The sequence below is a fragment of the Sphingomonas aliaeris genome (assembly GCF_016743815.1).
Taxonomy (GTDB): Bacteria; Pseudomonadota; Alphaproteobacteria; order Sphingomonadales; family Sphingomonadaceae; genus Sphingomonas; species Sphingomonas aliaeris.
In genome coordinates, this window is sequence record NZ_CP061035.1 from 1,126,082 (window position 1) to 1,149,093 (window position 23,012).

Annotated in this window: 19 protein-coding genes and 2 pseudogenes; 18 read left to right on the forward strand and 3 right to left on the reverse strand. The window is 65.0% G+C overall.

Features of this window, described 5'->3' with window-relative positions:
- Positions 1–161: 161 nt before the first annotated feature.
- Together purB and radC are read right to left on the reverse strand one after the other, a co-directional pair.
- Positions 162–1,479, reverse strand: a pseudogene (gene purB, locus H5J25_RS05130) (adenylosuccinate lyase).
- A gap of 127 nt (positions 1,480–1,606) precedes the next feature.
- Positions 1,607–2,314, reverse strand: coding sequence for a RadC family protein (gene radC / locus H5J25_RS05135; RefSeq protein WP_202095039.1), 708 nt, complete (start codon positions 2,312–2,314; stop codon positions 1,607–1,609).
- A gap of 116 nt (positions 2,315–2,430) precedes the next feature.
- On the opposite strand from radC, the gene H5J25_RS05140 reads away from it, so the two are divergent.
- The 17 genes and pseudogenes from H5J25_RS05140 (at position 2,431) to H5J25_RS05220 (ending at position 20,340) form a co-directional block, all read left to right on the forward strand.
- Positions 2,431–5,553, forward strand: coding sequence for a YdbH domain-containing protein (locus tag H5J25_RS05140; protein WP_225883368.1), 3,123 nt, complete (start codon positions 2,431–2,433; stop codon positions 5,551–5,553).
- Positions 5,550–5,753 (forward strand): YnbE family lipoprotein, encoded by a 204-nt coding sequence (locus H5J25_RS05145; RefSeq protein ID WP_404829582.1) that lies wholly within the window; start codon positions 5,550–5,552, stop codon positions 5,751–5,753. The genes H5J25_RS05140 and H5J25_RS05145 overlap by 4 nt, the downstream gene beginning before the upstream one ends.
- A complete protein-coding gene (locus H5J25_RS05150) occupies positions 5,753–6,130 on the forward strand; it encodes a YdbL family protein (RefSeq protein WP_202095040.1) in 378 nt (125 codons plus the stop codon). Before H5J25_RS05145 ends, H5J25_RS05150 begins: the two co-directional genes overlap by 1 nt.
- Positions 6,131–6,354: 224 nt before the next feature.
- Positions 6,355–6,645, forward strand: a complete 291-nt coding sequence (locus H5J25_RS05155; protein ID WP_202095041.1) for an AtpZ/AtpI family protein — start codon at positions 6,355–6,357, stop codon at positions 6,643–6,645.
- A gap of 20 nt (positions 6,646–6,665) precedes the next feature.
- Positions 6,666–7,424 (forward strand): F0F1 ATP synthase subunit A, encoded by a 759-nt coding sequence (locus H5J25_RS05160; protein ID WP_202096022.1) that lies wholly within the window; start codon positions 6,666–6,668, stop codon positions 7,422–7,424.
- A 71-nt stretch (positions 7,425–7,495) separates the two neighbouring features.
- On the forward strand, positions 7,496–7,708 hold the full coding sequence (locus H5J25_RS05165) for a F0F1 ATP synthase subunit C (protein ID WP_055777096.1): 213 nt from the start codon (positions 7,496–7,498) through the stop codon (positions 7,706–7,708).
- Positions 7,709–7,747: 39 nt separating this feature from the next.
- A complete protein-coding gene (locus tag H5J25_RS05170; RefSeq protein ID WP_202095042.1) occupies positions 7,748–8,242 on the forward strand; it encodes a F0F1 ATP synthase subunit B family protein in 495 nt (164 codons plus the stop codon).
- Complete coding sequence (locus H5J25_RS05175; protein WP_202095043.1) at positions 8,235–8,789, forward strand: F0F1 ATP synthase subunit B family protein; 555 nt, start codon at positions 8,235–8,237, stop codon at positions 8,787–8,789. The genes H5J25_RS05170 and H5J25_RS05175 overlap by 8 nt, the downstream gene beginning before the upstream one ends.
- Before the next feature lie 620 nt (positions 8,790–9,409).
- Complete coding sequence (locus tag H5J25_RS05180) at positions 9,410–9,721, forward strand: hypothetical protein (RefSeq protein WP_202095044.1); 312 nt, start codon at positions 9,410–9,412, stop codon at positions 9,719–9,721.
- Between the two features lie 216 nt (positions 9,722–9,937).
- Entirely contained in the window at positions 9,938–11,809 is a 1,872-nt protein-coding gene (gene uvrC, locus H5J25_RS05185) for an excinuclease ABC subunit UvrC (RefSeq protein WP_202095045.1), read from the forward strand.
- A 102-nt stretch (positions 11,810–11,911) separates the two neighbouring features.
- Positions 11,912–12,466 carry a hypothetical protein gene (locus H5J25_RS05190; RefSeq protein ID WP_202095046.1) on the forward strand — a complete coding sequence of 185 codons (555 nt, stop codon included), beginning with the start codon at positions 11,912–11,914 and terminating at the stop codon, positions 12,464–12,466.
- Positions 12,467–12,762: 296 nt separating this feature from the next.
- Positions 12,763–15,558: a DUF3857 domain-containing protein gene (locus H5J25_RS05195; protein WP_202095047.1), complete on the forward strand. Its 2,796-nt coding sequence runs from the start codon at positions 12,763–12,765 to the stop codon at positions 15,556–15,558.
- A 45-nt stretch (positions 15,559–15,603) separates the two neighbouring features.
- Positions 15,604–16,554 carry a polysaccharide deacetylase family protein gene (locus tag H5J25_RS05200; protein WP_202095048.1) on the forward strand — a complete coding sequence of 317 codons (951 nt, stop codon included), beginning with the start codon at positions 15,604–15,606 and terminating at the stop codon, positions 16,552–16,554.
- Positions 16,551–17,480, forward strand: a complete 930-nt coding sequence (locus H5J25_RS05205; protein ID WP_225883369.1) for a GNAT family N-acetyltransferase — start codon at positions 16,551–16,553, stop codon at positions 17,478–17,480. The genes H5J25_RS05200 and H5J25_RS05205 overlap by 4 nt, the downstream gene beginning before the upstream one ends.
- Before the next feature lie 27 nt (positions 17,481–17,507).
- Positions 17,508–18,134, forward strand: coding sequence for a DNA repair protein RecO (gene recO / locus H5J25_RS05210; RefSeq protein ID WP_202095050.1), 627 nt, complete (start codon positions 17,508–17,510; stop codon positions 18,132–18,134).
- A gap of 49 nt (positions 18,135–18,183) precedes the next feature.
- A complete protein-coding gene (leuB, locus tag H5J25_RS05215; RefSeq protein ID WP_202095051.1) occupies positions 18,184–19,242 on the forward strand; it encodes a 3-isopropylmalate dehydrogenase in 1,059 nt (352 codons plus the stop codon).
- Positions 19,239–20,340: pseudogene (locus H5J25_RS05220) on the forward strand (glycosyltransferase family 2 protein). The gene leuB and the pseudogene H5J25_RS05220 overlap by 4 nt, the downstream one beginning before the upstream one ends.
- A gap of 54 nt (positions 20,341–20,394) precedes the next feature.
- On the opposite strand, the gene H5J25_RS05225 reads toward H5J25_RS05220, so the two are convergent.
- Entirely contained in the window at positions 20,395–21,642 is a 1,248-nt protein-coding gene (locus H5J25_RS05225) for a phospholipid carrier-dependent glycosyltransferase (protein ID WP_202095052.1), read from the reverse strand.
- A 157-nt stretch (positions 21,643–21,799) separates the two neighbouring features.
- On the opposite strand from H5J25_RS05225, the gene H5J25_RS05230 reads away from it, so the two are divergent.
- On the forward strand, positions 21,800–23,008 hold the full coding sequence (locus H5J25_RS05230; protein ID WP_202095053.1) for a trans-sulfuration enzyme family protein: 1,209 nt from the start codon (positions 21,800–21,802) through the stop codon (positions 23,006–23,008).
- The last annotated feature ends 4 nt before the right edge of the window (positions 23,009–23,012 follow it).

Sequence of the window (23,012 nt, forward strand, 5' to 3'; positions counted from 1 at the left end):
AGTCTCCGAGAGTGCCGGATAAGTCCGGTACGGCTCAAATAGGAATATTTCCCTTCCACGCAATATTGTTGCGCGCAATCGCGAATGCAATTTTTGCACTTTTGTTACGGTTAACAAACGATTGACGCTGGTCGCTTACAGACCACCAGCGATGGCGGGTGTCAGGCGGCGCCGAACACCCGGTCGAAGATCGTGTCGACATGCTTCAGGTGATAGCCAAGATCGAACTTGTCCTCGATCTCCTGCACCGACAGCGCCGCCGTGACTTCGGGGTCCGCCTTCAGCAATTCCAGCAGCGACAGTTCGCCATCCAGAATCCCACACCTTCATCGCGTTGCGCTGCACAAGGCGATAGGAATCCTCGCGCGACACGCCGGCCTGGGTCAACGCGAGCAGCACGCGCTGCGAATGGACTAGGCCTCCCATCTTGTTGAGGTTCTTCTCCATGCGCGCCGGATAGACGACGAGCTTGTCGATCACGCCCGTCAGCCGGCCGAGCGCGAAATCCAGGGTGATCGTCGCATCCGGACCGATATAGCGTTCGACCGACGAATGGCTGATGTCGCGTTCGTGCCACAGAGCGACGTTCTCCAGCGCAGGCGTGACATAACCGCGCACCATGCGCGCCAGACCCGTCAGATTCTCCGTCAGCACCGGATTGCGCTTGTGCGGCATGGCGGACGACCCCTTCTGGCCGGGCGAGAAGAACTCCTCCGCCTCCAGAACTTCGGTGCGCTGCAAGTGGCGTACTTCGGTCGCGAGCCGCTCGATCGACGAGGCGATCACGCCGAGGGTCGCGAAATACATGGCGTGCCGGTCGCGCGGGATGACCTGCGTCGAGACGGGTTCGATCGACAGGCCCATCTTCTCCGCGACATGCGCCTCGACCGCCGGGTCGATATTGGCGAACGTGCCGACGGCGCCCGAGATCGCGCAGGTGGCGATGTCCGCGCGTGCGGCGACGAGGCGCGCGCGGTTGCGGGCGAATTCGGCATAAGCCTGGGCGAGTTTCAGCCCGAACGTCACCGGCTCCGCATGGATGCCGTGGCTGCGGCCGATCGTCGGCGTCAGTTTGTGCTCGCGCGCCTTGCGTTCCAGCACGACGAGCAGCGCATCGAGATCGGCGATCAATAGGTCGCTCGCCTGCGCCAACTGCACCGACAGGCAGGTGTCGAGCACGTCGGACGAGGTCATGCCCTGATGCATGAAGCGCGCCTGATCGCCGACATTGTCCGCGACCCAGGTCAGGAACGCGATCACGTCATGCTTTGTGACCGCCTCGATCGCGTCGATCGCGGCGACGTCGATCGCCGGATTGGTATTCCACCACGCCCACAATGCTTGCGCCGCTTCCCTCGGCACCACGCCCAGTTCCGCCAGCGCGTCGGTGGCATGCGCCTCGATCTCGAACCAGATGCGGAAGCGCGCTTCCGGCGTCCAGAGCGCGGCCATGTCAGGGCGGGAATAGCGGGGGACCATGCGGGTTCCTCAAGGTTCGGGGCTGGTGGACCGGGCGCGGCATCCGAAAAGGAACGCCGCGATGCGAGGGCGCGTTAGCAGGGACGGCGCGCGGCTTCAAACGGTCGCGCGACGAAGGCGCGATTCGCTACATCAGCCCCATCGCGCGCAGGCTGGAATAGCCACCGGTTCCGATGATGATATGATCGTGGACCGCGATGTTGAGTCGCTTTCCGGCTTCGATGATGTTGCGCGTCAGGTCGATATCCGCGCGGCTCGGGGCGGGGTCTCCACTCGGATGATTGTGGACGAGGATGATCGCTGCGGATCCGAGATCGATCGCCCGGCGGATCACTTCGCGGATGTGAACCGCGGCCTGATCGATCGACCCCTCGTTCATCAATTCGTCGCGGATCAGCATGTTGCGCGTGTTCAGATGCAGCACGCGCACCCGCTCGATCGGATGATGCGCCATGTCGGCACGCAGATAGTCGAGCAGCGCCTGCCAGTTGGCGAGGACGGGCCGATCCACGATCTCCGCCTTGACCAGCCGGATCGCGGCGGCATGCGCGATCTTCAGCGCGGCGATCGACGTGTCGCCCATGCCCGGCACGCGCGCGAGCGCCCGGGGATCGGCCGTCAGCAATCCCCCGATTCCTCCGAATTCCCGCAACAACAGCTTGGCCAGCGGTTTGGTGTCGCGCCGCGGTATGGCCAGCGCGAGCAGATATTCGATCAGTTCGTGATCGAGCAAGGCGTCGCCGCCATTGTCCAGCAACCGGCCGCGCAACCTGGCACGGTGGCCGGCCGTATCGGGCGCGATCGCGGCGATCGGGTCGGGGTCTGGAACGGCCATCGGCGCGCAGGATTACGCACGCATCGCGTCGCGCGCAATTGCATGCCGCGGCTCCGCCCCTATGCTGGCGTTGATTTGGAGCAAGAGACGGCGTGACGGCGGAGGGCGATGACAGTGTGAGGCGACGTCGCCGCCTGCCGGAATTGGGGCGGGGCGCGCGGATCGTGGTGGGTGTGGCGATCGTGCTGCTGATCGTGCTGGTCGGCCTGTGGACGCAGCGGAAACCGATCGCGAGCGGCTATGTCGACCGGTATCTCGCGGCGAACGGCGTGCCCGCAACCTACGACATCACCGAATTGGGGCTGGGGCGTCAGCGGTTGGTGAACGTCGTGATCGGCGATCCCGCGCGGCCCGATCTGGTCGCCGACTGGGTCGAGTTGCGTACCGATGTCGGGCTGTCGGGCGCCAGCGTGCTCGCGGTGAAGGCGGGGGCGGTGCGATTGCGCGGCAAACTGGTCGGCAGCGTCCTGTCGTTGGGCGCGCTCGACAGGTTGATGCCCGCGCCGAGCGGCAAGCCGTTCACCTTGCCGAAACTGAACCTGGACGTCGCCGATGCACGGATGCGACTGGAAACGCCGCAGGGTGTGGTGGGGCTGAAACTCTCGGGGCGCGGACGGCTGGACGACGGTTTTCGTGGAAGCCTGGCGGCGGTGTCCGATCGGCTGACCACCGGGGATTGCGTGGCCGAGGCAGTGACCGCGGTCATGACGATCGGCGTGGACAAGGCCGCCCCGTCGCTCCGTGGCCCGGTGCGGGCGGGATCGGTGGCGTGCGCCGGTGCGACGGTCGCGACCGTTGGCGCCGATCTCGACCTTGCGCTCGGGGCGGGGCTGGACCGGTGGAAAGGGCAGGCGCGGATCGCCACCGGCGCGGCGCGACGCGCGATCGTGCGGACCGAATCGATCGCCGGGCAAATCTGGTTCGACGGGACGAAGGCGGTGACCCGGGTGGATACGAAGCTGGCGTCCGGCCGCTTCTCCAGTGCCGACATTTCGGGCGCATCGGTCGAACTCGCCGGGCAGGCTACGATCGGACGGACACTCACGATCATGCCGGGCAGCTATGTGAGCGTGGCACATGCGCGCCTCGCTTCGGCGCGGCTGGCATCGTTGAGCGCGCTGGGGGCGGCGGGCGCGGGGACTCCGGTCGCGCCGCTCGTCGCCGCACTGGCACGCGCGAGCGTGACAGCGGCACGGGACTTCAGCGGCGATGTCCGGTTAGGCTGGCAGAGCGGCGGACCGGTTCGGATCGGGCAGATCGTCGTATCGAGCGCATCAGGCGTCAGGGGTGCAATCAACGATGCGGATATCGCCTACGATCCGAACGGCGGCACGTTGAAGGTCGCGGGCGCGGGAGCGATCGGCGGGGGCGGCATGCCGGAAGCCGATTTCCGCCTGTCGCAAGCCGTAGCGGGTGGCGCGATGACGGGATCGGTCAGCTTGCGTCGGCCTTATGCCGCAGGCGGGGCAAGTCTCGCTTTCACGCCGCTGCGATTCGGCATGACCCCGCGCGGCAACAGCCGGTTCGCGACGCGCATCACGATGTCCGGGCCGCTTGGATCGGGTGGGCGGATCGACGGTCTGACGGTGCCGGTGCAGGGGATCTGGAACGGGGGCGGGCGGCTGGTCGTGAACCCGGATTGTGCGGCGATCGGCTGGGAAAGACTGACGATTTCCAGCCTGAACCTCCGCACCACCAGCCTGCGCGCGTGTCCGGTCGACGGTGCGATGCTGACGCTGACGAACGGCAGGCCGGGCGGCGGTTTGAAACTCGCCGCGCCGCGCCTTGCGGGAACTTTGGGCAACTCGCCCGTTACGCTGGGCGCGACAGACGCGGTGTTGTCTTTGCGAACCCTCGGCTTCGAATTGCGCGACGTCGCGGTGCGGATGGGCGCGCAGGACCGCGTCACGCGGCTCGATTTCGCGGCGTTGCAAGGCAAGCGATCGGCCAAGGGCGTGTCCGGCAGCTTCACCGGCGGTGGCGGGCAGATCGGCGCGGTTCCGCTGGTCCTGTCCGCGGCGACGGGCGTGTGGGACTTCGACGGCGATCTCGGGCTGACGGGCGCGATGACGGTCAGCGATGCGGCGGAGGTTCCGCGATTCAATCCGCTTGCCGCGCGAACCGTTTCTCTGGGCCTGAAGCGCGGCGTGATCGGTGCGACGGGAACACTCTTCCACCCCGATAGCCCGGCGATGGTCGCGACCGTCGCGATCCGGCACGAACTTTCGACCGGGACCGGAAGCGCGGATCTGACGGTGCCGGGCCTGTCCTTTGCCGACAAGGGGTTGCAGCCCGACGACCTGACGCGACTGACCGAAGGCGTCATCGCGAACGTGGTCGGCACGGTGACGGGCGAGGGGCATATACTTTGGTCGCCGGAGCGGGTGACGAGCGACGGCGTGTTCCGCACCACCGGCATGAACCTTGCCGCCGCGCTTGGCCCCGTAACGGGAATCACGACCGAGATCCGGTTCACCGACCTGCTCGGGCTGGAAAGTGCGCCGGGTCAGGTGGCGACGATCAAGGCGATCAATACCGGCATCGTCGTGAATGACGGCGTCATCCGATATCAGACCCTGCCGAATGCGCGGGTTCGCATCGAACGCGGGCGCTGGCCGTTTGCGGGTGGCGATCTGGTGCTGGAGCCGACCTTGCTCGATTTCTCCGACAAGCAGGAACGGCGCATGACGTTGACCGTCACGGGCATGGAGGCGGCGAAGTTCCTGCAACAGTTCGAATTCGACAATCTGGCGGCGACGGGCGTGTTCGACGGGCAATTGCCGATGATCTTCGACTTTACCGGCGGGCGGATCGAGAACGGCACGCTGAAGGCGCGGGCCGGCGGCGGGACGATCGCCTATCTGGGTGAGGTGTCGAAGGAAAATCTTGGCGTGTGGGGCAATCTGGCGTTCCAGGCGCTGCGGTCCCTGCGCTATCGCGAACTCAACCTCGTCATGAACGGGCCGCTATCGGGCGAGATGATCACCGAGGCGCGCTTTGCCGGCTTGAATCAGGGCGAGGGCGCCAAGAGCAATTTCCTGATCCGGCGGCTGCAACGGCTGCCGTTCGTCTTCAACGTCAAGATCAAGGCGCCATTCCGCGGATTGTTCGATTCGGCGCGCTCGTTCTACGAGCCTGCCCGTCTGATCGAGCGCAACCTTCCGGCGTTGATCGAAGAGCGCGACCGACGCCTGAAACCGCCATCCGTTCAGCCTCAAGAAAGCGAGACCGTGCCATGACCGCATCAGAACCGTGGAGAAGACGCCTCGTGGCGATGGCAGGAGTGATCGGGATCGGGATGAGTTCGGGCTGCGTCAATGTCAGCGCGCCGGACAAGCCGATCGAGATCAATCTGAATATCAACGTGAAGCAGGAAGTCGTATATCGTCTCGATGGTGAGGCGAAATCGACCATCAAAGCGAATCCGGGAATTTTCTGATGACGAAGCAAGGTAGATTTTGGATCGCGGGCGCGGTGATGATCGCAGCCGTCACGGGTACGGCGTTCGCGCAGCGTGATCCGGCCTATGCCGCGGCGCGCGCGGCGGGCAAGATCGGCGAACAGCCCAACGGCTATCTCGGCGTAGTCAGCGGCGGCCCGGACGTGCAGGCGATCGTCGACAAGATCAATATCCAGCGGAAAGCGACCTATGCCGAGAAGGCGCAGGCGTCCGGCGTGACGATCAACGATTACGGCGTGACGTTCGGCTGCAACCTGATCGCACAGACGCAGCCGGGCGAGAAGTACAAGGCGCCCGACGGCAGCTGGAAGACACGCACCGCCGCCGCCCCGGAACGCAGCCCAAGCTGCGTCTAAGACCTTTCTGCTCCCCTCCCTTGCAGGGAGGGGAGATTTCATTGGCCGTTCGCCCGTCGCGGGCACGGCGGCAGATCTGCATTACCCAAACACCGGGTCCCACAGCGGTTGACTCGGTGACACCCCTTTTCTAAACGGGCGCCGCAACGGGGGCATCCGCTCCCAAGTCCCTCGTCGCTGCGCCTCTGGTGTGGCGGCGTTTTCTTATCAGGACCTTGAACGCGTTGGCTGAAGATCGCCCGAACGATGACCTTAACAGCCGCATCGCGAAAGCGCGTGCGAATGAACAGGCGCGGGCGGGAGACTCTAGGCTGGGCAAGCCGGCCAAGGGCTACTCGCAAGGGTCGCGCGTGCTGGCGACGTTGCTGGGCGCGTTGTTCGGTGGCGGTGTAATGGGCTGGGCGCTCGACCAGTGGCTGGGGACGTCTCCCTGGGCCTTGCTGATCGTGCTGACGCTGGCGGTAATCGGGGCTTTCATGAATATCATCAAGATGTCGAAGGAGCGCGCAGAGTGAGCGCCGGCAAAATCGATCCGATGGAACAGTTCATGGTCGAGCCGGTGCTCGGCCGTCACATCGAGCTGTTCGGCTACGACGTGTCCTTCACCAACTCGGCATTGTTCATGATCGTCGTGTTCATCGCGCTGGCGGTGTTCATGTCGGGCGGGCTGCGCCGTCAGTTGATTCCGGGCCGGTGGCAGGTGATGGCCGAAGGCGCCGTCAGCTTCATCGACAACATGGTGTCGACCAGCATCGGCTCCGGCGGCAAGAAATTCGCCCCGTACATCTTCTCGCTCTTCTTCTTCATCTTGTTCGCCAACCTCGTCGGCGTCCTGCCCCTGGCCATCGTGCCGGGGCTGCACACCTTCGCGGTCACCAGCCACATCACGGTCACCGCCGTCCTGGCGTTCGTGTCGTTCGCGATCGTGCTGATCGTCGGCCTGGCGAAGCATGGCTTCAAGTTCTTCTCGCTGTTCGTGCCGCACGGTGCGCCCGGTTGGTTGATGCCCGTCATCATCCCGGTCGAATTCGTGTCGTTCATGGTCCGCCCGTTCTCGCTGGCGTTGCGACTGTTCGTCGCGATGACCGCCGGCCACATCCTGCTCGAAGTGTTCGGCAGCTTCGTGGTGCAGGGCCTGAATGCGGGCGGTCCGCTCGGCTGGCTGGTCAGCGCGCTCAGCTTCGTCATGATCATCGGCGTCAGCGCGCTGGAATTGCTGGTCTGCGCGATCCAGGCATATGTCTTCGCGCTGTTGACCTCGCTTTACCTCCACGATGCGGTGCACCTGCACTAGGATCTGGGTACGATTTTCTAACAACCATACTGAATTGACTAGGGAGTTTTGACATGACTGATACGGGTTTGATGTACATCGGTGCCGGCCTCGCAGCGATCGGCGTCGGCATGGCGGCACTGGGCGTGGGTAACGTCTTCGGTTCTTTCCTTGAAGGCGCGCTGCGCAATCCGGGCGCTGCCGATGGCCAGCAGGGTCGTCTGTTCATCGGTTTCGCCGCGTCGGAACTGTTGGGCCTGATCGCTTTCGTCGTCGCGATCCTGATCCTGTTCGTCGTCAAGTAATTCTGACGACTTGAACGACAACAAAGAGAGCATCCCCCAATGCCGCAGCTTTCCCAGATCGGTGAAATCTACGCCTCGCAGCTGTTCTGGCTCGCGATCGTATTCGCGCTGATCTATTTCGGGATCGGCAAGGCGATGGTGCCCAAGATCGAACGGACGATCGAAGATCGTACCGCGCGCGTCTCGGGTGACCTCGCCAAGGCGGAGGCGGCACACCAGGCCGCGACCGGGCTCGAGACCAGCTATCAGGCCGGTCTCGACACGGCTCGCGCCCAGGCGTTCAAGGCGGCGGCAGAAGCCAAGGCGCAGGCGACCGGCCGCGCCGAGGCTACCGTAAAGGCCGGCGACGAAGCGGCGGCGGCGAATACCGCCGCGGCCATGATCCGGATCGACGCGGCGAAAGCCACGGCGGCTTCGGAAATCCAGACGGCGACGGTCGAGGCGGTGCAAGACATCGTCGCGAAGCTGTCCGGCGTGCAGGTCGATCGCGCATCGGTCGAGCAGAAAGTGAAGGCGGAACTGGCGCATGGCTGAAGGTCATCCCATCGAGGCGGTCGCGCAGACGGGCGTGGTCGAGATGCATCACGAGCCGGCGGCGTTCGGCATCAGCGCACCGGGCTATGTCGCTTTGTCGATGCTGGTCGTTATCGCGCTGATCCTGTGGAAGAAGGTCCCGGCGATGATCGGGCGCATGCTCGACGCCAAGATCGCCACGATCCGCCATGATCTCGACGAGGCTGCGAAGCTGCGTGCCGAGGCGGAAACGCAGCTGGCAGAGGCCAAGACGCGCAACGCAGCAAGTGCCGGCGATGCCGCCGCGATCGTCGCGCATGCCGAAGCCGAGGCGAAGGCAATGCTCGCCAAGGCCGAAGCCGATGCGGCTGAACTGGTCGCCCGGCGCGGCAAGATGGCCGAGGACAAGATTTCGGCCGCGGAACGGCTCGCTATCGCCGAGGTGCGCGCCCATGCAGCGGACGCAGCCGCAAAGGCCGCTGCTTCGATCATCGCGGAGAAGCATGACGCCGCGGCGGACAAGGCGGTTGTGGACCGCACGATTGCCGGGCTTGGTCGCCTGAACTGAGTGCTGCACTTGGCCGGCTGGGCCGGGCAGGCTGGCTCGGAGGGATGGCTTCGGGTTAGTTGGTAACGGATGTTCGGCTTTAGCGTCGAGGCGGCCGTTTCAAATTATGCTGTTAGCCGAGTGGCTGGCCAATTATGGTGCCGGAGCCACGCCAACCTTTCCGCTATCTTATCGACCCGATATCGCTCGCATAGTCGCGCCCAGCTGCTCCCCTCCCTGAAAGGGAGGGGCCGGGGTGGGTCGCGTGCTCATACGAATTTCGCTGCCTGATATTTGGTATACGTATATCAAAGCGTGGGCTGGAATCCCCGGAGCCGTCGGAAACGATAATGGGCAGTGCGACACACGGCCCGATTTAACTTGGCGGCTCCACGATACGGCGCGTGCTCACCTAGACTGCCGGGGCTGCCTGGACGCCACCCACCCCCAGCCCCTCCCTTCCAGGGAGGGGAGCTTAGCAGGGGTTTCCGCGCTAGGGGCGCTTATGACGGCTGATAGACCGGCTGTCTCAATCCCGGCCTACATCTCCCCTCCAAACCAAATTGATTTGGCAACCAAAAGAACCGCGCTACGTTCCGGCCAATGCGGCCAATCACGCCGCCCTTTGAAGAGTTTGCCTTATGAAGTCGGTCACTATCGGTATCGCGATGATCCTGTCCGCAGCCCCCGTGGCGGCGCAAACTGCTCCGGCGGCGCCTGCGCCGACGACGATACCGGCCGCGAAGTTCACGCTCGATACGCCACTGGAGACGATCGTCGCAGATCCCGCCGGCAAGGCGATCATCGACAAGGATCTGCCGGGTACGACGACCCATCCGATGTACGATCAGTTCAAGGGCATGAGCCTGAGCCAGATCGCGCCGATGGCAGCCGACAAACTGACTCCGGATGTTCTGGCGAAGGTGAAGACCGATCTTGCGGCGGTGAAGTGATCCACGCCGGCTAAGCCTGTAATAGACCGCGCGGATCACGTGCCGGGCTTTGCAGGCGCGGTCGGGCCGGGCGCGTCGCCGGCCGCGTGCGACACGAAATTCTCGTGGACGGGGGCCCGGATACGGGTGGTTTGAACGGCCCGGAGTCCCTAGATCGATTGAGATGTCCGCGCCCAATTCCCCGATCGGTTCAACGAGGAAAAGTCCGCTTTCGCCGTGCGTGGCGGGGGCGATGCGCCGGATATCGAGGCGGGCGTAGCTGCGATCCGCAACGTGCTGGCGACATTGCCGACGCGGCCGGGTGTCTACCGGATGCAGGATGCGCGTGGCGACGTGTTGTACGTCGGCAAGGCGCGGGCGCTGAAGAACCGCGTGACGAACTATACGCAGATCGATCGGCTGTCGAAGCGGCTGCAGCGGATGGTCGCGCAGACCCGGTCGATGACAATCGTCACGACGAACAATGAAGCCGAGGCGCTACTGCTAGAGGCGCAACTGATCAAGCGGTATCGCCCGCCGTACAACGTGTTGTTGCGCGACGATAAAAGCTTCCCGTTCATCCTGCTGCGCGGCGACCACGACTTTCCGCGCATCCAGAAGCATCGCGGCGCGCGGCGGGCGAAAGGCAATTATTACGGCCCGTTCGCCAGCGCGGGATCGGTGAACAACACGCTGAACGCGTTGCAGAAGCTGTTCCTGCTGCGATCCTGCACCGATGGTTTCTTCAAGACGCGCGACCGGCCGTGCCTGCTGTACCAGATCAAGCGCTGCTCGGCGCCCTGCGTCGGTCGCATCTCGAAGGAGGATTATGCGGAACTGAACAACGACGCGAAGGCGTTTCTGGGCGGGAAATCGACGCAGGTGCAGGCGAAACTCGGCAAGCAGATGGAAGCCGCGGCGGCGGCGATGGACTTCGAACTCGCGGCGATCCTGCGCGACCGGTTGCGCGCGCTGACGTTCATCCAGGGAACGCAGGCGATCAATGCGGAGGGCGTGGGCGATGCAGATATCTTCGCGCTGGCGTGCAGCAACGGCGTGATGGGCATCCAGGCGTTCTTCATTCGCGGCGGGCAGAATTGGGGGCATCGCAGCTTCTTCCCGCAGCATACGAACGACGTCGCGGAAGACGAGGTGCTGACCAGTTTCCTGATGCAATTCTACGAGGAGGTGCCGCCCCCGCGGACGATCCTGCTCGACCGCGATCTGCCCGAGGCGGATCTGCTGGGCGAGGCTTTGGGCGGTGCGGTGGGGTTCAAGGTCAGCCTGTCGGTGCCGCAACGAGGCACGCGGCGGCGCTTGCTGGAACAGGCGCAGCGCAACGCGGTCGAGGCGCTGGAGCGGCGGCTGGCGGAGAGTACGACCCAGGCAAAGTTGCTGCGCGAGGTGGCGGACCTGTTCGACCTGCCCGAACCGCCGGACCGGATCGAGATCTACGACAACAGCCATATCCAGGGGACGAACGCGCTGGGCGCGATGGTCGTCGCGGGGCCGGAAGGGTTCCGCAAGGGCCAGTATCGCAAGTTCAACATCAAGAACCCGGACACCAAGCCCGGCGATGACTTCGCAATGATGCGCGAGGTGTTCCAGCGCCGTTTCGCGCGCGCGCAGAGCGAGGATCCGGATCGCGATTCGGGCGACTGGCCGGACCTCGTGTTGATCGATGGCGGGCGCGGGCAGTTGAACGCGGCGCGCGGGGTGCTGGAGGATCTGGGGATTGAGGACGTGTGTCTGGTCGGCATCGCCAAGGGGCCGCATCACGGACGGGACGGGCGCGAGGTGTTCCACATGCTGGACGGGCGCGAGTTCCAGTTGCCGGTCAACGCGCCGGTCTTGTTCTATCTCCAGCGGTTGCGCGACGAGGTTCACCGGTTCGCGATCGGCGCGCACCGGGCCAAGCGTGCCAAGGCGATCGGCGCGAGCCCACTGGACGAAGTGCCGGGTATCGGCCCGGCGCGGAAGAAGGCGTTGCTGATGCATTTCGGTACGGGGCGTGCGGTGCGGAATGCCAGCCTTCAGGACCTGCAACAGGCGCCCGGCGTTTCGGCGGCGGTGGCGCAGCAGGTGTACGACTTTTACCACGGCCGCTGATGCGCATCTGCACCGGATCTGCACCGGCATCGTGCCGAAGCAACACTGGCGTTCCTCACCGTCTGATCTAGCCTGTCCGCATCGAAACGGTGGAGCGGACGGATGGAACGGGCTGGATTGATCGGTGGCGGCAATGGTTGGCGGATCGCGGGCTGGGCGATCATCGGGGTGGCGCTGGCAGTTCCCTTAGTGGCGAATCAGTTCACTCAGCAAGTGGCGTGGACGCTGTCGGATTTCGCCCTGATGGGCGTGCTGCTGGGCGGCGCGGGGCTCGCGATGGAGATACTGGTTCGGGTGACGGATGACCGGGCCTATCGCGCCGCGATGGCGCTCGCGCTGGGCGGATGCGTGGCGCTGCTCGTGATCAACGGCGCAGTCGGCATCATCGGGGACGAACGCGACGATGCGAACCTGCTGTTCGCGGCGGTACTTGCGGTCGGGCTTGTCGGATCGACCCTCACGCGGTTTCGCGCGGCGGGGATGCGCCGCGTGATGACGGCAATGGCGGTGGCGCAGGCGCTGGTTCCTGTGATCGCCTATAACGCGATCCCGGGCGCCCGCGAGACGCTGCTCCGACCGGAGGTTGTCGCGGCGACGCTGGTGTTCGTGAGTATCTGGCTCGCGTCGGGCTGGCTGTTCCGGAAGGTGGCGCGCTGATCCTCCTTGCTCCCCTCCCTGAAAGGGAGGGGTCGGGGGTGCGTCGAGGCTTGGCGATACCGCCAGTCCAGACCAGGCCCCTCCGTATCGCCAGGACGCTACCCACCCCCAACCCCTCCCTTTCAGGGAGGGGAGCAAGAAAGGGAGTGCCCTCTACCTCTCGGCGGGGGTTTCAGAGGAACTAGCCACCTCAGCGAGACGCCACCCCAACAGTCCCACACGTGCTATTTCTTTCGCCTGCCTGCTTGCCGCCCCCGGCTCGGCTGTAGACTGGCGACATAGACGGGGGTCGTTTCATGGTTCGGCATATGATGTTCTTCGCGCTGCTCGCATCGGCGGGGGCTGCGCAGGCGGGGGACAAGCCGCTTTACGCGCCTGCGCCCGACTGGGTGAAGCCGGCGCCGCCGATCGATACGTCCAAGATCAAGGACGACACCCCCATCTTCCTGATCATGGACAGCCAGCAGCGGCTGCAGGGCGACGAGGTGACGGTCTATGCCGAAACCGCGGCGCGGGTCGCGTCCACGCAGGTGCTGGATTCGCTCGGTACGGTCACGCTGCCGTGGCAGCCGGACAAGGGCGACCTGATCATCCATACCGCCGAGATCGTGCGCGGGAACGAGCGGATCGACCTGTTGAAGACGGGCGAGCGCTTCTCCGTCCTGCGGCGCGAGGCGCAACTGGAACAGCGCATGCTGAACGGCCTGCTGACCGCGACGATGCCGGTCGAGGGCCTGCGCGTCGGCGACGTGCTGCACCTGCGCTATTCGACGACGCAGAAGGATGCGGCGCTGAAGGGAGAGGTGCAGGCCTTTGCGCAGCTCGCCGCCGATCCGTTCCGTGCCGATTTCGGTCGCGTGCGGATGATCTGGCCCGTCAATCGCGACGTGAAGTGGAAAGCGGATGCGGCGGGCGTTACGCCCGTGGTGACAAAGGCCGGCGGCTTTTCGGACCTGACGATCACGGTACCGCTGGCCAAGCAGCCCGAAATGCCGGGGGATTCGCCGTCGCGTTATCGGCATCTGCCCCTGTTGGAAGCGACAAGCTTTACGGACTGGGCGGGCGTCTCCCGCGTAATGGCGCCCTTGTACGACACGACGGGCCTGATCGTTGCGGGTAGCCCCCTTGCGGGCGAAGTCGCGAAGATTGCCGCCGCGACGCCCGATCCGGTCAAGCGCGCCGCACTGGCGCTGGAACTCGTGCAGGACAAGGTCCGCTATCTGTTCAAAGGCATGGACGGCGGCAATTACGTCCCTCAAACGCCGACGCAGACATGGACGGTGCGCTACGGCGACTGCAAGGCGAAGACGCTGTTGCTGCTCGCGATGCTGCGCGGCCTGGGGATCGAGGCGGAGGCGGTGCTCGCCAACAGTCAGTTCGGTGACTGGGTGCCGCAGCGTCTGCCCTCGCCCGGCGCGTTCGATCATGTCCTCGTCCGTGCCACGATCGGGGCGGACAGCCTGTGGCTCGACGGTACGGGCAGCGGTTCTCTGCTCGCCGACATTCGCGACATCCCGCCGTTCCGCAACGTCCTGCCGTTGAAGGCCGCCGGCTCCGGCCTGATCGCCGTTCCGCTCAGCTTCAACAGCCGGCCCGATTTCGCCACGACACTGACGCGCGACGAAAGCGCGGGCGTCGGCTTCCCCGCGCCGTTCACGCTCGCGATAACGTTTCGGGGGCAGTTGGCGCAGGTGCTGCGCGCCGCGCAGGGTCAGATGAGCAAGGACCAGTTGGCCGGAATGGCGGCGAAGCTGGGCGAAACCTATGTCGGTTCCTCCACCAACGTAAGCCGCGCGCTGGTCTTCGATCCGGCTGCGGGAACGGCGACGATGACGATCGCCGGGGTGACCTATCCGAACTGGGACCGCGAGAACGAACGCTATCGCACCACGATGGATTTCGGGCTCAAATCGATGAAGCTGGAGGCGGACCGGAGCCGGGTAGCGTGGCGCGACATCCCGCTCAGCACCGGTGAAAAGGCCAATATCGTCCTTCATGCCAAGGTTCGCCTGCCGGATGGTGGCAAGGGCTTCGCGATGGAAGGCAATCCGAAGCTGTCCGCGATCCTTGCGGGCGGGCAAGTCGATCGGACCGCGACGCTAGCCGACGGCTGGGTGACCAGCGACATCGCGATCAAGACCGACGGCGGGGAGATCGCAGCCGCCGACATTCCGGCGGCTCGGCAGAAGCTGGCCCAGACCAAGCAGCAATTGATCCGCTTGGTCGCGCCGGCGAATTATCCCGCGCCATGGGAGGTCGTGCGGGCAGGCAAGCCCGCGCACCGTTTCGACGCGATCCTGTCGGTCTACAAAGCAGGCATTGCCGATCAGCCGGAAAAAGCGGAGCCGTTCACCAACCGCGCCTGGTTCCTGGAGCGTATTTACGAATGGCGTCCGGCGATCGACGACATCGGCCGCGCGATCGCGATCGATCCGACGGCGGACAGCCACCTGTGGCGTGGCCGCTTGTATTGGAGCATCGGCGAGATGGACAAGGCGCTGGCCGATATGCTGGAGGCGCGCAAGATCGATCCGGCATCCGATTCCGTGATCCAGCGGCTCGCCTTCCTGTACGGCGACCGCAAGGAATATGACAAAGGTCTGGCAATGCTGGATGCCCGGATCGAGGAGGGCGGCAAGGACAAGGCCAGCTTCATGATCGGCAAGGCGGAGCTGCTTGGGCTGTCGGGCCGCACCGACGATGCGCTCATGACGATCGATGCGGCGATCGCGTCCAAACCCGGCGATCCCGATCTGCTCAACAGCCGGTGCTGGCTGAAAGGCACGATGAACGTGATGCTGGATACCGCGCTGAAGGATTGCACCAAGGCGATCGCGCTGGCGGACTCGGCGGAGAAGGTACTGGACAGCCGCGCTCTGGTCTATTTCCGGATGGGCCAGATGGATGATGCTTTGTCCGATTTGAATGCCGCTCTGGAACAGGATCCAAGTCTGTCCGCCAGCCTGTTCATGCGCGGGGTGATCCGCAAGAAGCAGGGCGATGCGAAAAATGCCGAAGTCGATCTGGCGGCGGCGCGGCTGATCCGCCCGTCGGTCGATCGCGATTATGCACGGTTCGGCATCGCACCGTAGGAGTCGTTCGGAGAATCTTCACCTCGCGGGATTACGCCCCGTGGAATGGCCTCCGTCTTCCTGACCATCGACACCGAAATTGCGTGGCGACATCACGTCGCGGGGCTCGAAATGCCGACCCTGTTCGAGCGATCGATCGAACCCGCAGGGGTCGGCGTCACGTACCAATTGGGCATGCTCAATCGGTATGGGCTGAAGGCGTGCTTCTTCGTCGATCCGATGCCCGCTTTGTTGTTCGGGCTGGAGCCGTTCAAGCGACTGGTCGGCATGATCCGCGATGCGGGCCAGGAAGTTCAGTTGCATCTGCATCCCAATTGGACGGGCGCGAAGAGGGGCGATCGCGGGGCGGCGCATGCCCGTTTCGAGATGGTCGAATATGACGAAGGCGACCAGGCGGCGTTGATCGCCGGCGCGCGTGATCTGCTGATGGCGGCGGGCGCGGAAGCGCCGGTGGCGTATCGCAGCGGCAGCTATGCCGCGAACGACGCGACATTGCGGGCGCTGCATCGCAACGGCTTGCGCTATGACAGCAGCCATAACGGCGCCGAACATCCCTGGCCCAGCCTGATCGACCTGCCGCTGCGTCAAATCGCGCCTGTCGCGCATCAGGGTGTCGTCGAAGTTCCGGTGACGGTGATCGAGGACCGGCCCGGTTCACTGCGAAACTTCCAGATATGTGCCTTGTCGAGCGGCGAGATGCTGGCCGCGCTGGATCATGCGGTGGATCACGATCATGCCGCGGTGACGATCGTCAGCCACAGTTTCGAACTCGCCAACCGGTCGGGCACACGTGCGAACAGCGTACATGTACGCCGGTTCGAGGGGCTGTGCGCCATGTTGGCGCAGCGCACCGCCCGGCTGCCGACGACCCATTTCGCCGATGCGGACCTGCGCCTGGACAGCGCGGACGAGCCGCTCGGCCCCAATCCGTTGCGCGCGAGCTGGCGGCACGCCGAACAATTATGGTCGAACGTGATCGAGGAACGCGCCGCGTGACCGGGGTCGCCCCCGGAGCCGTGCCGCTTCCGCTGAGGTTCCAGATCGGGGCGCGGACGCTAGGCTCGATCCCGAGAAGGCTGGTGCGCGTTCCGCTCGATCTGGCGGATGTGCTGGACGGCCGCTTGCCGATGCTGCCGCCGCTGGACGCATCGGCGGACGGATATCTGATCACGTCGTTGCCGGAGGACCGGCTGGACGCGATGCGCTTCGTCGGCAGCGGGAAGATCGCCTTCGTCCGGCAACGGTATGTTCGCTACCATGCCGACCTGTCGATCGGCCACGACGCCTATCTGGCGAAGCTGTCGGGGAACACGCGCGGCGGGCTGAAGCGCAAGACGAAGAAGATCGCCGGGCTTTCGGGCGGAGAGCTTTGCGTACGGCGGTTCCGTGCCACAGAGGATATGGGCGAGTTCCATGTGATCGCGCGCGGTATCTCCGCCACGACCTATCAGGAAAAGCTGCTCGGTTCCGGCCTGCCCGACGATGCCGGCTTTGTCCGGCGGATGTACGAGATGGCGGCGGCGGATCGCATCCGCGCGTGGCTGCTATACATCGGCGGAAAGCCGGCAGCGTACTTATACTGTCCGATTCATGATGGTACGGTTATCTATCAGTTCGTCGGGCATGATCCGGTCTTCGCCGACCTGTCGCCGGGGAGCGTGCTGCATCTGGCGGCGATGCGAGACCTGCACGACGAGGGAGGGCTGACCCGCTTTGATTTCACGGAAGGCGAGGGACAGCACAAGCGCCAGCTTTCGACCGGGGGTGTCGCCTGCGTCGATCTGCTGCTGTTGCGACCGTCGATCGCCAATCGCGCGACGATGCTGGCGATCGGCTCGTTCGACCGCGGCACGGCGTTTGCCAAGCGCGTGGTTCGAAAGCACGATCTGGGCGGTCTGGTGCGGAAGATCCGGCGCGCGTGATCGCTGTTGCTGGTATAGGACGACGGCATGCACCTGCGCGCCGAAGCCCTGATCCTGTCGATCCGTCAGCACGGGGAGAATCACGCCATCGTCCGCGCCCTGACCGCGGCGCATGGTCTACAGGCGGGCTATGTTCGCGGCGGGCGGTCGCGGCGGATCCGGCCGATCCTGCAGCCCGCCAACCTGGTGCTGGGCGAGTGGCGCGCACGGACCGAAGAGCAATTGGCCGGGCTGACCGTGGAGCTGATCCACAGCCGCGCTCCGCTGTATGCCGAGCCCCTGCCGGCCGCGGCGCTCGAATGGGTCACCGCGCTGACCGCGACGGCTTTGCCGGAGGGGCTGCCCTATCCCCGTCTTTATGCCGCACTCGACGGTGTGATCGGCGCGATCGAAGCGGCTCCGGCAGCGCGTGGCTGGGCGGTGGCGCTGGCGCGGTACGAACTGCTGATGCTCGCGGAACTCGGCTATGGCCCGGAAATGGATGATTTGCCGGAGATATTGCGCACCGGGGGCGAGGCGGGATGGGCCGATATCATGGCCGCACTGAAGGTGACGGGCGCCGGTTTGGAGGCGGATATCCTGACCGACCGGCGCGCGGAGACGCTGAGCGGACGCGCGCGCCTGATCGAACGGCTGAAAAGGGCGGTTGCGTGAGGGGCGAGGGCTGGGCAAAGGCACGGCATATTGTTTCGGGGGCACTCACATGGCTTTGATCGCGATTCTGCCCGGTGACGGGATCGGCCCCGAGGTGACTGCCGAGGCTGTGCGCGTGCTCGACGCGCTGTCGCTCGACCTGACGTTCGAGGAGGCTTTGGTCGGGGGGGCGGCGTATCACGCGACCGGCCATCCTCTTCCGGCTGAAACGCTCGATCTGGCCAAGCGCGCCGATGCGATCCTGTTCGGCGCCGTTGGCGATCCGAGTTGCGACGCGCTGGAACGGTCGCTGCGGCCCGAACAGGCGATTCTGGGATTGCGCAAGGAACTCGCCTTGTTCGCGAACCTGCGCCCGGCCAAGCTGTTCCCGGGGCTGGAGGACGCGTCTGCGCTGAAACCGGAGGTGGCGGCGGCGATCGACATGGTGATCGTGCGCGAACTGAACGGCGACGTCTATTTCGGCGAAAAGGGCTTTCGGACGAACGCGGCGGGCAATCGCGAAGGCTATGACGTCATGTCCTATGACGAGGCGGAGGTGCTGCGCATCGCGCATGTCGGCTTCCGCACCGCGCAGAAACGCGGCGGCAAACTCTGTTCCGTCGATAAGGCCAACGTTCTGGAAACGTCGCAGCTGTGGCGCGACGTGGTGATCGAGGTTTCGGCGCTGTACCCCGACGTCGCACTGACTCACATGTATGTCGACAATGCCGCGATGCAGCTGGTGCGCAACCCGGGCCAGTTCGACGTGATCGTCACCGGCAATCTGTTCGGCGACATCCTGTCCGATCAGGCAAGCATGTGCGCCGGATCGATCGGCATGCTACCCTCCGCCTCGCTGGATGCGAACGGCAAGGGGCTGTATGAACCGATCCACGGCAGCGCGCCGGACATTGCAGGACAGGGCAAGGCCAATCCCTGCGCAACAATTCTGTCGGCGGCGATGCTGTTGCGCCACTCGCTCGGACTTGATGCGGCGGCGGACAGGATCGAGGCTGCGGTCGGCAAGGCGCTGACTGATGGTGCACGGACTGCGGATCTGGGGGGCTCGCTGTCGACGCGGGCAATGGGCGACGCGGTGCTGGCCGCGCTTGAGGGGCTAAAGGCATGAGCGATACGCTGGAACTATCGGTCGTCATCCCGACCTTCAACGAGATCGAAGAACGTACCCCTGCTCGTGGCGAAGCTGGATGCGGCGCTGGCGGGACGCAACTGGGAAGCGATCTTCGTCGACGACAACAGCCCCGACGGCACGGCCGATGCCGCGCGCGAGATCGGGCGGCGCGATCCACGCGTTCGCGTGATCCAGCGGATCGGCCGGCGCGGTCTGTCGTCCGCGTGTATCGAGGGGATGTGCGCGACCGCCGCCCCCGTCGTCGCGGTGATCGATGGCGATCTTCAGCATGACGAGACGATCCTGCCTGCGATGCTCGACGCGTTGCAGGCCGACGCGGCGCTCGACGTGGTGATCGGGTCGCGTTTCGTGTCGGGCGGCGGCACCGGCGATTGGGACAGCGACCGCGTCGCCAAGTCCGCCTTCGCGACGAAGCTGTCGCGCCAGGTGCTGAAGGCCGATCTCAGCGACCCGATGAGCGGTTTCTTCATGATCCGCACGGAAATCGTCCGCGAACTCACGCCGCACCTGAACGCGATCGGGTTCAAGATTTTGCTCGACCTGATGACCGGGTCGCCGCGCCCGCTCAAATTCCTTGAGCTGCCCTACACCTTCCGTGTCCGTACCGAGGGTGAGAGCAAGCTCGATCACGTCGTCGCGATGGAATATCTCATCGCGATCTACGACCGGATGTTCGGGCGGATCATCCCCGTGCGCTTCGCGATGTTCTCCGCGATCGGCGCGCTGGGTGCCCTGGTCCATTTCATCGTGCTCGGCCCATTGTTCAAGGAATTCGGCATGAGCTTCCTCGGTGCGACGATCGTCGCCACGATGGTCGCGATGACGTTCAACTTCTTCCTCAACAACGCTTTGACGTACCGCGACAGCCGCCTGAAGGGCGCGCGACAGTTGCTCGACGGCTGGCTGACCTTCTGCCTCGTCTGCTCGGTCGGCGCGGTCGCGAATATCGGCGTTGCGGCATTCCTGTACGATGCCAAGGCGGACACCTGGGCGGTATCGGCACTGGCCGGGATCGCGGTCAGCGCGGTGTGGAATTACGCGCTGTCGTCGCGGTTTACATGGGGCCGATACTGATCATCGGGCGACGTTAGGCTCTCCCCGACCCGTTCGCGACGGGCCATCACGCCCTTAAGGCCAGGTCGGGAACCACATCCAGCGGCGGAACGCCTCCGCATCGGGAAGCGCCGCCGCGGACAGGATCGGGTAGAAATACACGAACAGCACCGCGGATACGGCCACGGACGCCGTATCCCAATGCCTGCCGCGGCCTCGCGGATCGTCAAGCGCCGCAGCCAATGCCAGGCACAGGAAGATCGACGACGGATAGTAATAATAATAGAATCCCAACGACTTCGGGATAATCGCCCAGATCGCCAGCGACGCGACCCAGACCGATCCGATGCCCAGCAGCGTCACCGACCGGCGCCGCCACCCCGCCCATAAGCAATAGGCGACAGCGACCAGGCCGCCCCACATCACCGCCGGATTGCCGATCAGCAGCACGCCGCGCTGCGCCCCGTCGACCAGCTCGTAGAGATACCAGATCGGGCGGATCATCAGCGGCCACGTCCACCAACTCGATTGATAGGTGTGCGCCGGCAGGACCTGGGTCTGTTGCAGGTACATCGTCCATTGGAACGGCAGCAGCGTGGACGGCGTCAGCGGATCGCGCGCGTAGAAGAACGCCGGCGCGAACGTCAGCAGATAGGTCACGACGCTGACCAGACCGAGCGTCGCAAGCGCCGGGATCGGTCGCATCCCCTGCCAATGCACCCCGCCGCGGGATGCGTCATACCGGCGGACAAGCAGGAAACCGATGCCCGCAAACGCGATATCGGGCGCGGCCGTCCACTTTACCCCGACCGCCAGCCCCAACAGCACGCTGCCCAATATCCAGTGGCGCCACGCCCGATCCGGTGGCGCAAAAGCGGATCGTATCAGCGCGAGCATGCCGAGGATGAGAAACGCAGCCATGAACCCGTCCAGCATGCCGATCCGCGCCTGGACGAAGACCGTGCCGTTCAGCACGACCAGCAACGCCCCGATGGCCGCCGGCCGGACGCGGTGGAACAGTTCCCAAAGGATCCAGAAGACCCCCAGCACCACCGCCGTCGCCGCGACGCTCGACAGGAGCCGCCAGCCATATTGATTGTCGCCCAACAGCCGGATGCCGAGCGCGATCAGCGACTTGCCGAGCATAGGATGTTCGATGTTCGCCGGCCCGTCGAGCGTCATCAGGATACGAGCCGCACGAACGTAATGCACTTCGTCGAACAGCAGGATGCTCGGACGCGATATGTTGAGCGTGAACAGGAATTGCGCCGCTGCGCCGATCGCCGTCGCGATCATGATCGGGCGGGGTCGGGGGGCAGCCATCGTCCCGCTATTCCTGCTTACCCGCCGTCTTACAAGCTTTGGTCGTCTTCCACCGCGCCCGACGCCCACGGTTCGCCGCGGGATGACGTGGCGGCGGCGTGGACCGCCAACCCGGTAGAGGTTGACGTGGCCTCCCCCTCCCGGCAAAGCGTGCGCCATGAAACGCCGCACCGGACAGAATCCCGACATCACCCGCACCTGGCGCCCCGCGACGCAGGCCGTCCGCGGCGGCACCGCGCGCAGCGAATTCGGCGAGACGTCGGAAGCGCTCTTCCTGACGTCGGGCTACGCCTATGATTGTGCTGCCGACGCCGCGGCGCGGTTTGCCGGCGAACAGGTCGGGATGACCTATTCGCGGCTGCAGAACCCGACCGTGCAGATGCTCGAAGATCGTATCGCGTTGCTCGAAGGGGCGGAGGCGTGCCGGTCTATGGCCACGGGCATGGCGGCGATGACGGCGGTTCTGCTCTGTCAGCTGGAACAGGGCGATCATCTGGTCGGCGGGCGTGCTGCGTTCGGGTCGTGCCGCTGGCTCACCGACACGCTGTTGCCCAAGTTCGGCATACAAACGACGATCGTCGATGCGCGCGATCCGCAGGCGTTCGCGGACGCGGTGCAGCCGAAGACGAAGGTCTTCTTCTTCGAAACCCCGGCCAATCCGACGATGGATATAGCCGACATGGCCGCGATCTGCGACATCGCCAAAAGGCACGGCATCACCACCGTCGTGGACAATGCCTTCGCCACCCCGGCCTTGCAGCGCCCGATGGAATTCGGCGCGGATGTCACCGCCTATAGCGCGACCAAGATGATGGACGGGCAGGGGCGTGTCCTGGCTGGAGCGGTGTGCGGGACGGCCACATTCATTAACGACGTGCTGTTGCCCTTCACGCGCAACACCGGTCCCACGCTCAGCGCGTTCAATGCGTGGGTGGTGCTGAAGGGTCTGGAAACGCTCGACCTCCGCATCAACCGCCAGAGCGAAAATTCGCTGAAGGTCGGCCGTTTTCTGGAAAAGCGCGTGCCCCGCATCCTGCACCCCGGGCTTCCCAGTCATCCACAGCACGACCTCGCGATGCGCCAGATGAGCGCTTGCGGCCCGATCTTCGCGTTCGAGGTGGAGGGTGGCCGCGCACAGGCGCATGGGCTGCTCGACGCGCTGGAACTGGTCGATATCTCGAACAATATCGGTGATTCGCGGTCGCTGATGACGCATCCGTCCTCGACCACGCATTACGGCGTCGCGGAGGATAAGCGGATCGAGATGGGCGTGACGGAGAATCTGTTGCGGCTGAACGTCGGGCTGGAGGATCCGGAGGACGTGATCGCCGATCTCGACCAGGCATTGACGAAGGTCGGCCTGTGACCGG